Raw genomic sequence first — 14456 nt, forward strand, 5'->3', positions numbered from 1 at the left:
TTAGCACTTTTAGTGGGTCGTTAGCTCAGTTGGTAGAGCAGTTGACTTTTAATCAATTGGTCGAAGGTTCAAATCCTTCACGACCCACCACTATTTTGAAACGTTATGGGTTGTTAGCTCAGTTGGTAGAGCAGTTGACTTTTAATCAATTGGTCGAAGGTTCAAATCCTTCACAACCCACCACTTCTTCGTTTCAAAATATGCATTAACAGTAACGGGTTGTTAGCTCAGTTGGTAGAGCAGTTGACTTTTAATCAATTGGTCGAAGGTTCAAATCCTTCACAACCCACCACTGCTGTTGTTGCTACTACTTTCTAAGGGTTGTTAGCTCAGTTGGTAGAGCAGTTGACTTTTAATCAATTGGTCGAAGGTTCAAATCCTTCACAACCCACCATTTCTTAAGGTTTATCTCCAAGAACTAGACTAATTCTTTAGTCCAATAGCTGCCATTAGCTAACATCGCCGTGTATAATACTCGGACTATTTTTATCTCAGATGTAGTTATGCAACAGCTCGAATATTTTAACGAATCAATTTACCCATTTCCTCCTAAGCCTGTTCCACTTAATGCCGAGCAGCGCGCAGCGCACAAAGAACGCATTAAGCAATTGCTTATAGAGCAGGACGCGGTGTTGGTTGCTCATTATTATACAGACCCTGAGATCCAAGCTTTGGCTGAAGAAACTGGCGGTTGCGTTGCCGATTCTTTAGAGATGGCTCGCTTTGGTAACAATCACCCAGCTAAAACATTGTTAGTGGCTGGCGTGCGCTTTATGGGCGAAACGGCCAAGATCCTAACACCAGAAAAAAAAGTCATTATGCCAACTCTAGAGGCGACTTGTTCACTGGATTTAGGCTGCCCAGAAAAAGAGTTTGCAGAGTTTTGTGATGCTCATCCAGATCATACTGTAGTGGTATACGCCAATACCTCTGCTGCTGTTAAGGCGCGTGCCGATTGGGTGGTTACCTCTAGCATTGCAGTAGAGGTGGTTGAGCACCTAGACGCCGAGGGGCATAAAATTATTTGGGCTCCGGATAAACACTTAGGTGGTTATGTTGCCAAACAAACAGGCGCTGATATGTTGTTGTGGCAGGGCGCTTGTATTGTGCATGATGAGTTCAAAGCAAAAGCCTTAAAGCAACTTAAGCAGCAATACCCTGATGCAGCAGTGTTGGTTCACCCAGAGTCACCAGAAAGCGTTGTAGATATTGCAGATGCTGTTGGTTCAACCAGCCAGCTTATTGCCGCAGCCAAAGCGTTGCCAAACCAGAAGCTTATTGTTGCTACCGATAAGGGTATCTTCTATAAGATGCAGCAAGCTTGTCCAGATAAAGAAATGATTGAAGCGCCAACGGGTGGTAATGGCGCCACTTGTCGCTCTTGTGCACATTGTCCATGGATGGCTATGAACGGCTTGAAGGCAATAGAAGAGGCGCTAATTGATGCTAGTGGCAAAGAAGTATTTGTTGATGAAGCCTTAATCGATAAGGCTTTAGTACCACTAAATCGAATGCTAGGTTTTGCCAAGACTAACCAAATAAAGGTTAAGGGTAACGCCTAAGAGCTTCTCTCCAAAAAAAAGCCTGCACAAGTTGCAGGCTTTTTTTGTATCTAAACTTTGCGCACAAAAAGCAGTATTAATGTTTTTGTCATCAATAAAGATTTGCTATACTTTTTGGGTTTTGTGCCTAATAACTAGCAGAGAAGTAGATGAGAGTTGAAACAGATATAAAGCTGGGTTTTAAAGACGTTTTAATCAAACCCAAGCGCTCTACCTTGAAGAGCCGTTCTCAGGTTGTACTAGATCGGAAGTTTACCTTTAAACATACTGGTAGTCAATGGGAAGGTGTGCCTGTAATTGCTGCCAATATGGATACAGTTGGGACATTTGGTTTAGCAAAAGCATTGGCCGAGCACCGAATGATGACAGCAGTTCATAAACACTACACTATCGAACAGTGGTCGCAGTTTTTAGCCAGCATGTCAGCCGATAAAATTAAGTATCTGATGGTAAGCTGTGGTACTTCAGACGCAGATTTTGAAAAAACTAAGCAGATTTTGGCGCTGAATAGTAACTTACAATTTATTTGTGTAGATGTTGCTAATGGTTACTCAGAGCACTTTGTTGGTTATGTGCGTAAAATGCGCGAAACTTTTTCTGATAAAGTTATCGTGGCTGGTAACGTAGTTACCGGTGAAATGGTTGAAGAACTTATTCTAAGTGGTGCGGACATTGTAAAAGTAGGTATCGGTCCTGGCAGTGTTTGTACAACGCGCGTTAAAACTGGAGTAGGTTACCCACAACTATCAGCTATTATCGAATGTGCAGACGCCGCACATGGCCTTGGTGGTCAAATTGTCGGTGATGGCGGTTGTACGCAGGCTGGTGATGTAGCTAAAGCATTTGGCGGTGGAGCTGACTTTGTTATGCTTGGCGGCATGTTAGCAGCGCACGAAGAAAATGGTGGCGAAGTTGTAGAAGAAAATGGCAATAAGTTCATGAAATTCTATGGAATGAGCTCACAAACAGCTATGGACAAACACACTGGTGGTGTAGCCGAATATCGTGCATCTGAAGGCAAAACGGTGCTGCTACCTTATAAAGGCAGTGTACAACTTACCGTTCAGGATATTCTTGGTGGTGTTCGTTCTGCATGTACTTACGTGGGCGCGTCTGAGCTTAAAGAGCTGACTAAACGAACCACTTTCATCCGTGTGCAAGAGCAAGAGAACCAAGTGTTTGGCATTACTAAAGTGTAATTCTTAAACGGTTTGAAACTAAAAGCCCTAGGTGTAATGCCTAGGGCTTTTTTGTTAAGAAATAATCTGTTGTAAGCAGTGAGATTGCTTAGGCGCTAAACAGACTGGGGATTGAGTGATAGCCGTTTCAACACAGATAAACTGGCGATAGTCGCTAACATCATCTATTTGGTTAGCTAATTGCTCACCTGGATTCCAAACAACTACGCTGTCATTACCGCTGTGATGAATGGTTAATGAACGCTCACCATTACTGATTAAATTGCTATCTGCTGACTGCAAATAAATACGATCCGTCTCTTCACTAAGTTTAAAACCAGCTGATTCAACTGCAACTTTTTGGGTTAAGGCATCAAAATATTGGGCGCCAAGTGATCCGATGTGTAGTTTTTTTACATCTGTAATGAAATAACTGTGCAAGGCCCCTGTGAACTCAAAATTATCGTCACTGTTGTTCTCGGTGATTAAGTCTAAACAAAGATTATCTGTAAAGGTAAACAAGCAAGTTAATGCAATGCCTGGAGTAGCGCTTTGATTTAGGCTCAAACGAATTGAGCAGCTATCCTCGCTGGTATTGGTTTCATCTAAAGACCAAAGGCTTGTTCTAGCAAAGCCGTGTTTCGGAAGGCTGTCATCACCTAGGTTGCCAAAGCGTGGCCAACAGATAGGGACTCCGCCTCTAATGGCTTTCCCTTTGGTAAACAGACTATCATCGCTTAACCAAAGGGTTTCTTCACCTGGGTTAGGGCGGTAAGAAACTAGGTGAGCCCCTTGCTGGGCGATGAGTGCTTTCGCTTTGGGGTGATCAATCCAATAAAATACCATGCCTTCGGCATTGCTTACTTCAAACACCGCGTTATCTATTTGCTTAACAACTTTTAGTTTAAGCTTTTCTAAGATCATGATTTTTACCTATAAAAAAAGCGACCCTAAGGTCGCTTTATTATTCTAGCTAGAAGCTACATATCTTATTTAGAGATGTGAGCGATTAGGTCTAGAACTTTGTTTGAGTAACCGATTTCGTTGTCGTACCAAGATACAACTTTAACGAATTTGTCAGTTAGAGCAACACCAGCTTTTGCATCGAATACAGAAGTTTGAGTTTCACCGATGAAGTCTTGAGAAACAACTTGGTCTTCAGTGTAACCAAGTACGCCAGCCATTTCGCCTGCAGAAGCAGCTTTCATAGCAGCACAGATTTCTTCGTAGCTAGCAGCTTCTTTTAGGTTAACTGTTAGGTCAACTACAGAAACGTTAGCAGTAGGTACGCGGAAAGCCATACCAGTTAGTTTGCCGTTTAGCTCAGGAAGTACAACACCTACAGCTTTAGCAGCACCAGTTGAAGAAGGGATGATGTTTTGAGAAGCACCACGACCACCGCGCCAGTCTTTAGCAGAAGGACCGTCAACAGTTTTCTGAGTAGCAGTAGTAGCGTGAACAGTAGTCATAAGACCAGATTCAATGCCCCACTTGTCGTTTAGTACTTTAGCGATAGGCGCTAAACAGTTAGTAGTACAAGAAGCGTTAGAAACGATGTCTTGACCAGCGTAAGACTCTTGGTTTACGCCCATTACGAACATAGGAGTAGCGTCTTTAGAAGGACCAGTTAAAACTACTTTTTTCGCGCCAGCAGTGATGTGCTTACGAGCAGTCTCGTCAGTTAGGAAGATACCAGTTGCTTCAGCAACTACATCAACACTAATTGCGTCCCACTTAAGGTCTTCTGGGTTACGCTCAGCAGTAACGCGTACAACGTTACCGTTTACTACCAAGTTACCGTCAACTACTTCTACGCTGCCGTTGAAGCGACCGTGAGTTGAGTCATACTTAAGCATGTAAGCCATGTATTCAACGTCGATTAAGTCGTTGATGCCTACTACTTCAATGTCGCTGCGCTCAACAGAAGCACGGAATACGAAACGTCCAATACGGCCAAAACCGTTAATACCAACTTTAATTGTCATAGTGATACCTAATGTTCCAAGTGTTAACAGATGTAGAAATTGGTTGTAAACTTACAACATTTTTAAAATTGGTCAAGTTCAATCGCCAATTAATTTGCGCGATATCAATTAATGGTTTAAAAATGAGCAAGCTAACATTTGCAGGAAGAAGTATTAGCTTAGAAGTAAAAAAAAACAATCAATATCACTCAATCTCAGATAAAATTAATTTAGCGAAATTTGTGCTAGATCGATAAATCGAGCGTTAGGATGAGTACAATACACGCGCTAAAAAAACAATAATTAGTTAGATAAAAGCAATAACTCGGGAAATGTTATGTCAGATCAAATCATTGAACAGTTGGTAAAGCTTCGCGGCATTGAAACCAGCTACGTAGATGCTTGGGGAAATCCGGCGCAAGTCGTACCTGAAAGCAAATCGAAACTGCTAAGAGCGTTAGGTTACCCTGTAGACGATGCAGAGCAACTAGCACAGCGCTATGAAGAAGATGTACTAAATTACTGGCAAAAAGTTATGCCAGTAGTAAAGGTAGTACGTGTCGCTTCTGAATATCCATTAGAGATCCGTGTTCCTATCGAGTTAGCTAATAAAGCATTCACTTGGAAGTTGAAAACAGAGCAGGGTGAAGAATTCAAAGGGCAGATTACGCCTGTAGATGGTGAGTTAATCGAAGCTCACGCTATTAATGATGTTGAGTACCAAGCTTACATCGTTAACTTAAGCCTAGAGTTACCTATTGGTTACCACACTTTAAGCATTTCGGTTAAAGGCGGCCGTAAAGTTTTAGCTGAAACGCGTTACATCGTTGCACCTAAAGCTGCTTACATTCAGCCACAAATTGCTAACGGCAAAAAAGTATGGGGCCCAAGTGTACAGCTTTACTGCCTACGTACAGAGACTAACTGGGGTATCGGCGACTTCTCAGACTTACAGGTTTTAGTTAAAAACATTGCCGAGCGCGGTGGCGATTTTGTTGGTCTAAATCCGATTCACTCGCTATACCCAGCGAATCCAGAAGCAGCTAGCCCATATAGTCCTTCTTCACGTCGTTGGTTAAACGTAGTTTATATCGACGTTGAAGCTATCAACGAATTTGCTGAGTCTGATGCTGCAGCCTTGGTTGCTAGCGCTGCTTTCCAAAACCGTTTGGAGCAATTACGCAGCAGCGAGTGGGTAGACTACACCGGCGTAACTGAAGCAAAACTTGAAGCTCTTAAACTGGTATTCAAGCAGTTCCAAACTATTCAGAAAGGTCGCACTAAGCGCGCGAACGCTTTCCGTACATTTATTAAAGAAGGCGGCGAAAGCTTACAAGCTCAAGCTACTTACGATGCACTACAAGCTCACTTGTACGATAGCATTGGTAACGCCTGGGGCTGGCCAGCATGGCCTGACGAGTACAAAGAGTACCACCTACCAGCGGTTGCTGAATGGGTAAAAACTAACCAAGAAGCTGTAGATTTCTACTTATGGTTGCAGTGGATTGCCGACGAGCAATTAGCAGCAGTAGATGCAGTGGCTAAAGAATCGGGTATGGCTATGGGCCTTTACCGAGATTTAGCTGTAGGTGTAAGTGAAGGTAGTGTTGAAATTTGGGCAAACGGCGATTTGTATTCTCTAGATGCAAGTGTTGGCGCTCCACCAGATATTCTTGGCCCACTTGGTCAAAAATGGGGCTTGCCTCCAATGGACCCTGCAGTGCTAGAAGAACAGCAATACCAGCCAATGGTTGACTTATTCCGTTCTAACATGCGCTCATGTGGTTCTTTACGTATCGATCACGCAATGGCTCTATTGCGCTTATGGCTAGTTCCTGTTGAAGATTCAGCGGATAAAGGTGCTTACCTTTACTACCCAATTCAAGATTTGCTAGGAATTTTGGCACTTGAAAGTCACCGTAACCAGTGTTTAATCATTGGTGAAGACTTAGGTACTGTTCCAGACGGCATCTTCGAAGTTCTCCAAGAAAACGGTGTTCACTCTTACCGTATTTTCTTCTTCGAGCAAGCTGAAGATGGTGGCTTTATCTCTCCTGCGCATTACCCAGAGCAGGCAATGTCTGCGGTAACCACTCACGATATGCCAACCCTACGCGGTTTTTGGCATTGTGATGATCTAGCGCTAGGTCGTGAGCTAGGCATTTATCCAGACGAAGAAGTGCTACAAAGCCTTTACCAAGATCGTCATGAGAACAAACAAAAGCTGTTAGATACCTTGCACGGTCACCAAAGTATTCCAGATTACATCTCTCGTGATGTTAACTGGGTAGGCATGGATAAAGGCCTTAACTACGGTATCCAAGTACACATGGCAAAAGGTAGCTGTAACTTGTTATCTGTTCAGTTAGAAGACTGGATGGAAATGGATAAGCCAGTTAATGTACCTGGTACTTCAAGCGAATATCCAAACTGGCGTCGTAAGTTAACTTGGAACCTAAGTGACTTGTTTAACAACCACGATGTACAGCACTTAATGTATTCATTAACAGACGCTCGTAACAAAGCTAGCAAGTAAATTTGATGCATTTATAAACAAGCGCTCTTCGGAGCGCTTTTTTTTGCCTATGAAAATGTTTTCTATCTCACTTTACTACTGATTAATTGAGAAAAGCTCGAAGAGTTGCGCTAACCTAAGCATTAATGACCAAATCCCCTTATTCTCAGGACGTTAAGGTAAGTACATAATGAAACAATCTTTGTCTTCTCAGGTTTCTAAATTAGTTCAACAATTGTCCAGCGTGCGTTTAAGTGAGCCATTTAATGCTCTGGGTTTAAACGCAAAAGCCAAAGGTAAAGGCTTGGTGTTAAGGGCTTGGCAACCTGATGCAAAAGCGATAACTGTGATGTCGCTAAATGGCGAAGTTTTGGGAACTATGGGCCAGTTATCTCCTCAAGGCCTTTTCGAATTAGAGTTTGATGCTGAAGAACTCTTTGCTTACCAGTTAGAAGTTGAATATGCCGACAGCAAACTAACAGTAGTAGACCCGTATCAATTTACCGACCTAGCTTATGATGGCTTAGCCACAATGACTCACGCGCCGCAAAACCTTTACCAGGTGTTAGGCGCACAAGTTAAAACCATTGAAGTGGACGGCGTTCAAGTAAAGGGTGTTCGTTTTGGTGTGTATGCGCCTAGTGCATCAAGTGTGAGTTTAATCGGTGATTTTAACCATTGGGATGGTCGCCGCCTGCCTATGCAGCGTTCACTAGATGGGCATTGGGTGCTGTTTGTTCCAGGATTAGATTCTGGCACCAAGTACAAGTACGAATTAAAAGATCGTCATGGCCACTCGCTGCCACATAAAACTGATCCTGTAGGTTTTAGCTCTGAGCAGTACCCGTCATTTGCCTCTGTGGTTTGGGACCATGACCAATATCAGTGGAATGACGATGAGTGGATACGCTCTCAAAATAACGATAAGCGACACCAACCAATGAGCATATATGAAGTGCATCTTGGTTCTTGGCGTCGCAAAGTTGAGGCCACCGGCAACAATTATTTGAGCTATCGTGAACTAGCTGTTGAGTTGGTCCAGTATGTCAAAGAGATGGGTTACACTCACATTGAAGTATTGCCTATTTCTGAGTTCCCATTCGATGGTTCTTGGGGTTACCAGCCTATCGGTTTGTTCGCTCCAACAAGCAGATTTGGCAACCCAGATGACTTTAAATTCTTAGTCGACCAATGCCACCAAAATGGTATTGGCGTTATTGTTGATTGGGTTCCTGCGCACTTCCCAAGTGATTCTCACGGCTTAGCCCAATTTGATGGCACGCATTTATACGAATATGAAGACCCACGCCGTGGGTGGCACAACGATTGGAATTCATACATCTATGACTTTGGCCGCGATACCGTACGCCAATTCTTGGTTGCCAGTGCTCTAATCTGGTTAGATAAATTCCATGTAGATGGTTTACGAGTAGATGCAGTAGCATCGATGCTTTACTGGGATTACTCACGAGAAGAAGGTGAGTGGGTACCAAACGTAGATGGCGGAAATCATAACTACGAAGCTATTAGCTTACTTAAATGGTTCAACGAAGAAGTTTATCGCCAGTACCCACATGCTATGACCATCGCAGAAGAATCAACGGCATTTGCGGGTGTTTCTCGCCCTACATTTACCGGCGGCTTAGGCTTTGGATTTAAATGGAATATGGGTTGGATGCATGACTCTTTAACTTATATGCAAAAAGATCCTGCATTCAGAAAGTATCACCACAACGAAATTACCTTCGCCATGGTTTATAACTATGACGAGAACTTTGTATTGCCTATTTCACACGATGAAGTTGTTCACGGTAAGGGCTCATTGCTAGGGAAAATGCCGGGTGATGAATGGCAACAGGCCGCCAACCTGCGAGCTTATACCGCATTTATGTACGCGCATCCGGGTAAAAAGCTAAACTTTATGGGTAACGAGATTGCACAAGCTAGCGAGTGGAATCACGATTCAAGCCTTGAGTGGAATGTACTGGAATACCCTAAACACAAAGGGCAGCAAGAGTTAGTTAAACAGCTAAACAAAGTGTATCGCGAGCACCCAGCGATGTTTGAAGGTGATTATGACTCTCAAGGTTTTGAGTGGATTGATCACGACGACTGGGAAAAAAGTGTGTTGGTATTCCAGCGTAATGCCTTAAATAGTCAACAAAAAGTAATTGTAGTGAGTAACTTTACCCCGGTTCCTCGTGATAACTACCGTTTGGCTGTGCCAGAGCAAGGCCGCTACCGCATCATTTTGAACTCAGATTCAGAAATGTACTGGGGCGGCAACTATGATGCAGGAATTGAATTCCAATCTGAATCCGTTGCTAGCCATGGACGCGAAAATTCTGTGATTTTAAACTTGCCACCGCTATCAACATTGTATTTAATCAAAGTAGATTAAATACATTGTTTATACCCCCTTGCTGGAGCGAGGGGGTAATAAGGTTTGCATGTCTACAAGAAGTCAATTAAAGCCTTTGCCTTTTAGCCTGAGTCATTTTCAGGTTTCCCCTGGAAGGGATTATCCTCTCGGCGCCACTCTCGACGAAAATGGTTGTAATTTTGCCATTCATGCCGGCGATGCGAAGCATATTGAGCTGTGCTTATTCGACGAACATGAAAATGAAGTTGCGCGCCTAGTCTTACCTGGTAAGCAAGGCGGTATCCGTTTTGGTTATGTGAAAGGTATCAAGGCAAATCAATATTACGGTTATCGTGTTTTTGGTGCTTATCAACCCGAGCACGGCAATTGGTTCGATCCTAGAAAACTCATTTTAGACCCTTACGCAAAGGCCATCTCTCGTCCACTAATATGGGATAGCAAAGCCTACCAAGAAGATAATGCAGACTTAATACCTAAGTGTATTGTTTGTGATGATCACTTTGATTGGCAAGGTGTGACTAAACCTAATGTAGACCGCCAAGATATGGTGTTATACGAAACTCATGTTCGAGGGTTTAGTAAGTTAAATACCCAAGTCACCGAGCAACACCGAGGTAGCTATTTAGGTGTATCTGATAGCGCTAGTATTAAGCACCTAAAAGATTTAGGTATTACCTCTGTTCAGTTGTTACCTACAGCTGCGTTTATGTCTGAGCCTAGATTAAAAGGCTTAGGGTTAAGTAACTATTGGGGGTATAACCCAATATTATTTATGGCGCCAGAGCCACGTTATGCTAAATCAAATGCCTTAATTGAGTTCAAAACCATGGTGCGCGAGCTGCACAGAAATGGGATTGAGGTGATTTTGGACGTGGTGTTTAACCACACTGCAGAGTCTGGTGATGATGGTCCAACCTTGTGTTACAGAGGTTTAGATAACAAACACTATTACCTGTTTGAACGGATTGGAGATAGCCCAGACTATAGCCATTACGCCAACAATACCGGATGTGGTAACAGCGTTAGTTTAGATCACCCGGTTAGTTTGAGGCTAGTGCTTGATAGTTTGCGCTATTGGGTTGAAGAGATGCAGGTAGACGGCTTTCGTTTCGACTTAGCTGTTAGCCTGGGCCGCGAGAATAACCATTACACCAGTCAAGCTGCATTTTTTAAGGCGGTGGCTCAAGATCCTATTTTGTCTCAAGCGAAGATGATCGCAGAACCTTGGGACATCGGCCCTAATGGTTATCAATTAGGTCACTTCCCAGAACGCTGGATGGAGTGTAATGATCGATTTAGAGATACCAGCCGCGGTTTCTGGAAAGGTGAGCATGGCTTATTGGGCGAGATGGCGACTCGTATTATGGGGTCGCGTGATCTGTTTTTAGCCAGCCGCAGAAGTATTCATACTAGCGTTAACTATATTTGTTATCACGATGGTTTCACTTTAGAAGATTTAGTTAGCTACGAACAACGTCATAACCATGCAAATGGTGAAGAGAATCGCGATGGTCACGGCCATAATATTTCTGCCAACTATGGTGAAGAAGGGCGAACTAAAGACAAAAAGGTTTTAGCTTTACGTCGTAAACAAAAGCGCAATTTACTCGCAACGTTAATGTTATCTCAAGGTGTACCGCATTTCCTTGGTGGTGATGAACTTAGCCGAACTCAGCAAGGCAATAACAATGCCTATTGTCAAAACAATGAAATAAGCTGGTTTGACTGGAATTTGGACCGTGATCAACAACAGTTCCTAATCTTTTGTCAGCAACTGATGGCACTGCGCAAACGTTCTCGTGTTTTTCATTATTTGCAGCTGGAAAATGACAGTTACGAGAAATGTCATTCACAATTACATGGAGTGCGGTGGTATCGTCACGATGGTGAGAACATGCACCAAGAAGACTGGCATCAATCGCACGGTTGGGCCGTGGCAGTTGAAGTAAGAAACCTGCGAGAATCAAAAGAGCGTTGGTTATGGATTATTAACGCTAGCTCTCATGAAATTGACTTTGTTATCCCAACTGCCGAGGGTAAATCAATTTGGTGTCAACAAATGGATACCGCAAATGAGCAAGCCATATTCGAAAAGAAACTTCGCGGCGTAAGTAGTGTCAAACTTAAAGCAAAATCAATGTTATTGTTGGAACAAGTAAAATCGTGAGTAAGATCGTAAAAGACGAGCAAGAATGGCATGCCTTATTAGGTGAAATGGCTTACCAAGTAACTCGAAAGGGAGCCACAGAGCGTCCATTTTCAGGGACTTTGCTACACAATAAACAACAAGGTGTTTATCATTGTATTTGCTGCAATCAGGCACTATTTAACTCTGAATCAAAGTTTGATTCAGGTTGTGGCTGGCCGAGTTTTGATAAGATTGCAGAGAGCAGGGTAGTTACGTTTGTAAGAGACCAAAGTCATAACATGGAGCGGATCGAAGTACGCTGTAGCCAGTGTGATGCGCATTTGGGCCATGTATTTAACGATGGCCCTACCGAGACAGGAGAGCGCTACTGTATTAACTCAGTCGCTCTTGACTTTACTGCTGAGTAAATCCCCCACTATAAACGGTATTGTCTTTTTTCTATTTGCTTAAAGATAATACCGGCTTCTTCTTTCAATACCTTCTGTTGCTCTTCTGATAGCTTTAACTTGTGGTTAAGACCGGAGTAGTCTTGCTTGCTGTGATCTTCGAACAAGGCCGCTACTTGAGCCCACAAATAGGCATGACGGTAATCTTTTAGGGTCATGTATTGGGAGGTAATCGCTTCTGCATATTTGGCAGGTATTGTTTCTTCTTCACCAAACAGCTTAAAGGAATTTTGCAGGATGTTGATAGTCTTTTTAGCGTCTTTGCCACTGTAGTAAATAGCTAACGTCCACTGTAAATCGGGGTGATTCAGCTGGTCTGTTCCCTCAAGGGCAAGAAAGCGTTCTCCAGCTGCTTGATCGCGAAACTGTGTCCAGTGATACATAGACAAAAATGGGTAATTAGACTCTTTAGTTTCTGCTTCTAAGCGCTCAAGCTCTTCAAGTGAAGTTAGTAGGCCGATTACTCGTTGAGTTTTACGAGACTTGTCGTATTTAGGTTCAATGCTGGCTGCTAGCTCTATGCAAAAATTATAGTCTCGGTAGTTTTTAATGAGCTGGTATTGGTTTATTTCACTTGCTTCATTCATTTCATTGAAGCGGCTAATGATTACCCCATTGCGCTCTTTTTTACACCAACCATCGCGGTTTAAGTCTTCACATAATTCTGGGTTGTTTTTACAAATGCTTTTAACTGAGCGGCTACCAAAGCCGAATAAATCAAATCCCGAATCGCAACCACTTAGTACTAGAGGTAGTGCTAAAAAAAAGCTATAGCCAAATGGCTTTACTAAAGACAAATCATTTCCCTGAATTCAATTTAAACAATGCTTTATTGGGCTAAGATTACCACAAATATTTTCCATATAGCTTCTCCTAATTTGCCCAGTTAAGTTAAGTGGTCAGAATATAGCTTGGCAGTGTTGTGTCGGTTTGTTAGTGTTCCCATAACATTATAGGAGTGATAAATGGATGTAGATAAATTGTTAGCTGCAATTAGCCCTGAGATTTACCAGAATATGCTAACGGCGGTTGAAACGGGTCGCTGGCCTGATGGCAAGCCAGTAACTGATGAGCAACGAGACCATACCCAGCAAATGGTTATCTTGTATCAGTCTAAACATAACCATCAGCCCCAACATTTTACTGTTGGAACAGATGGCGAGTTAGTAATGAAATCCAAACAAGAGTTGAAACGTCAGTACAAAGAGGACCAAACTATTATTAGTGTTCCGCAGAATGACAGTTAAATAGAGATTTCGCCTCGAATGTCTTGGCAAAGTAACTCACGAATTCGCTGGCTAGGTAGGTTTTTACTTAGCAAGTAATGTAATTTGGCCAGTGCTGCTTCGGTAGTCATATCGCCACCACTTACCACTCCAGCTTTCGCTAACGCATTACCAGTAGCATAACCGCCCATGTTTACTTTACCGGTTAAACATTGGCTAAGGTTAATAACAATAATGCCTCTATCGCTGGCTTCTTGTAATTGCTCTAACATTGATTGATGTTGTGGAGCATTACCTACACCGTAACTTAGCAGTATTAACGCCTTAACAGGTTGAAGTAGCAAATTTCCAATAACTTCAGTTGATATTCCAGGGTAGAGGCTAACCACCCCTATAGGCTGCGGCACAATGGGACTTATTTGTAGTGCGCTAATCCCTGTAGGTCGAACTTGCCCTGTGATAACTTCAATATCAATCCCGGCCTTTAACAACGGCGGGAAATTAGGCGACATAAAGGCATCGAAACCGTCCGCATGCGCTTTAGTACTTCTGTTTCCCCGTAACAATTTGTTGTTAAAGAATAAGCATACTTCATGAACCGGGTAATACGCCGCTAGGTATAAGGAATTTAGTAAGTTGGTTTGCCCATCTGATCGCAATTCACTGAGTGGAATTTGCGAACCAGTAACAATTACCGGTTTGCTTAAGTTCTCCAGCATAAAGGATAGGGCTGACGCAGTGTAAGCCATTGTGTCGGTGCCGTGTAGCACTACAAAGCCATCGTATTTTTCGTAGTTGGCTTGTATATCCTCAGCAATTAATTGCCAATGCTGCGGATCCATATCTGCGGAATCAATTAGGGGAGAAAACTCATGTACCGTGAATTCGGGCATTTCATCGCGTTTGAACTCTGGCATCGCCTCTAGGCAATCGCGCATGAACCCAGCAACAGGCACGTAGCCTCTTTCGCTACGTTGCATACCTATGGTGCCGCCAGTATAAGCAATATATATTGATTTTCGATTCATCAGAC

Annotated in this window: 11 protein-coding genes and 4 tRNA genes; 11 read left to right on the forward strand and 4 right to left on the reverse strand. The window is 43.0% G+C overall.

Going from position 1 to position 14456, the window contains the following annotated elements:
* Positions 1 to 14 precede the first annotated feature (14 nt).
* The 6 genes from K5620_RS10170 (at position 15) to K5620_RS10195 (ending at position 2761) form a co-directional block, all read left to right on the forward strand.
* A tRNA-Lys gene (locus K5620_RS10170) sits at positions 15 to 90 on the forward strand.
* A gap of 17 nt (positions 91 to 107) precedes the next feature.
* A tRNA-Lys gene (locus tag K5620_RS10175) sits at positions 108 to 183 on the forward strand.
* A 33-nt stretch (positions 184 to 216) separates the two neighbouring features.
* A tRNA-Lys gene (locus tag K5620_RS10180) sits at positions 217 to 292 on the forward strand.
* A 26-nt stretch (positions 293 to 318) separates the two neighbouring features.
* Positions 319 to 394 (forward strand) — tRNA-Lys (locus K5620_RS10185).
* 109 nt (positions 395 to 503) lie between these two features.
* On the forward strand, positions 504 to 1562 hold the full coding sequence (gene nadA, locus K5620_RS10190; RefSeq protein WP_221077483.1) for a quinolinate synthase NadA: 1059 nt from the start codon (positions 504 to 506) through the stop codon (positions 1560 to 1562).
* 149 nt (positions 1563 to 1711) lie between these two features.
* On the forward strand, positions 1712 to 2761 hold the full coding sequence (locus K5620_RS10195; RefSeq protein ID WP_016403291.1) for a GMP reductase: 1050 nt from the start codon (positions 1712 to 1714) through the stop codon (positions 2759 to 2761).
* Positions 2762 to 2815: 54 nt separating this feature from the next.
* Here the strand turns inward: K5620_RS10195 and K5620_RS10200 are convergent, their stop codons facing one another.
* Positions 2816 to 3664: a D-hexose-6-phosphate mutarotase gene (locus tag K5620_RS10200; RefSeq protein WP_016403290.1), complete on the reverse strand. Its 849-nt coding sequence runs from the start codon at positions 3662 to 3664 to the stop codon at positions 2816 to 2818.
* 65 nt (positions 3665 to 3729) lie between these two features.
* Positions 3730 to 4725 carry a type I glyceraldehyde-3-phosphate dehydrogenase gene (gap, locus tag K5620_RS10205; RefSeq protein ID WP_016403289.1) on the reverse strand — a complete coding sequence of 332 codons (996 nt, stop codon included), beginning with the start codon at positions 4723 to 4725 and terminating at the stop codon, positions 3730 to 3732.
* Between the two features lie 316 nt (positions 4726 to 5041).
* Between gap and malQ the strand changes: the two genes are divergently transcribed.
* From malQ to msrB, 4 genes are all read left to right on the forward strand, one after another.
* Entirely contained in the window at positions 5042 to 7240 is a 2199-nt protein-coding gene (gene malQ / locus K5620_RS10210) for a 4-alpha-glucanotransferase (protein ID WP_016403288.1), read from the forward strand.
* A gap of 169 nt (positions 7241 to 7409) precedes the next feature.
* Positions 7410 to 9620 (forward strand): 1,4-alpha-glucan branching protein GlgB, encoded by a 2211-nt coding sequence (glgB, locus tag K5620_RS10215; RefSeq protein WP_016403287.1) that lies wholly within the window; start codon positions 7410 to 7412, stop codon positions 9618 to 9620.
* A 49-nt stretch (positions 9621 to 9669) separates the two neighbouring features.
* Positions 9670 to 11769, forward strand: coding sequence for a glycogen debranching protein GlgX (gene glgX / locus K5620_RS10220; protein ID WP_016403286.1), 2100 nt, complete (start codon positions 9670 to 9672; stop codon positions 11767 to 11769).
* The gene (gene msrB, locus K5620_RS10225) at positions 11766 to 12158 is read left to right on the forward strand and encodes a peptide-methionine (R)-S-oxide reductase MsrB (RefSeq protein ID WP_016403285.1); all 393 of its coding nucleotides are present in this window, start codon (positions 11766 to 11768) and stop codon (positions 12156 to 12158) included. Before glgX ends, msrB begins: the two co-directional genes overlap by 4 nt.
* Before the next feature lie 8 nt (positions 12159 to 12166).
* On the opposite strand, the gene K5620_RS10230 is transcribed toward msrB, so the two are convergent.
* Positions 12167 to 12994, reverse strand: a complete 828-nt coding sequence (locus K5620_RS10230) for a DUF2989 domain-containing protein (RefSeq protein ID WP_016403284.1) — start codon at positions 12992 to 12994, stop codon at positions 12167 to 12169.
* 168 nt (positions 12995 to 13162) lie between these two features.
* On the opposite strand from K5620_RS10230, the gene K5620_RS10235 reads away from it, so the two are divergent.
* A complete protein-coding gene (locus tag K5620_RS10235; protein WP_016403283.1) occupies positions 13163 to 13444 on the forward strand; it encodes a YeaC family protein in 282 nt (93 codons plus the stop codon).
* Here the strand turns inward: K5620_RS10235 and ansA are convergent.
* Positions 13441 to 14451 carry an asparaginase gene (gene ansA, locus K5620_RS10240; RefSeq protein ID WP_016403282.1) on the reverse strand — a complete coding sequence of 337 codons (1011 nt, stop codon included), beginning with the start codon at positions 14449 to 14451 and terminating at the stop codon, positions 13441 to 13443. The genes K5620_RS10235 and ansA overlap by 4 nt on opposite strands.
* Positions 14452 to 14456: the final 5 nt, after the last annotated feature.

The sequence above is a fragment of the Agarivorans albus genome, assembly GCF_019670105.1.
GTDB lineage: Bacteria > Pseudomonadota > Gammaproteobacteria > Enterobacterales > Celerinatantimonadaceae > Agarivorans > Agarivorans albus.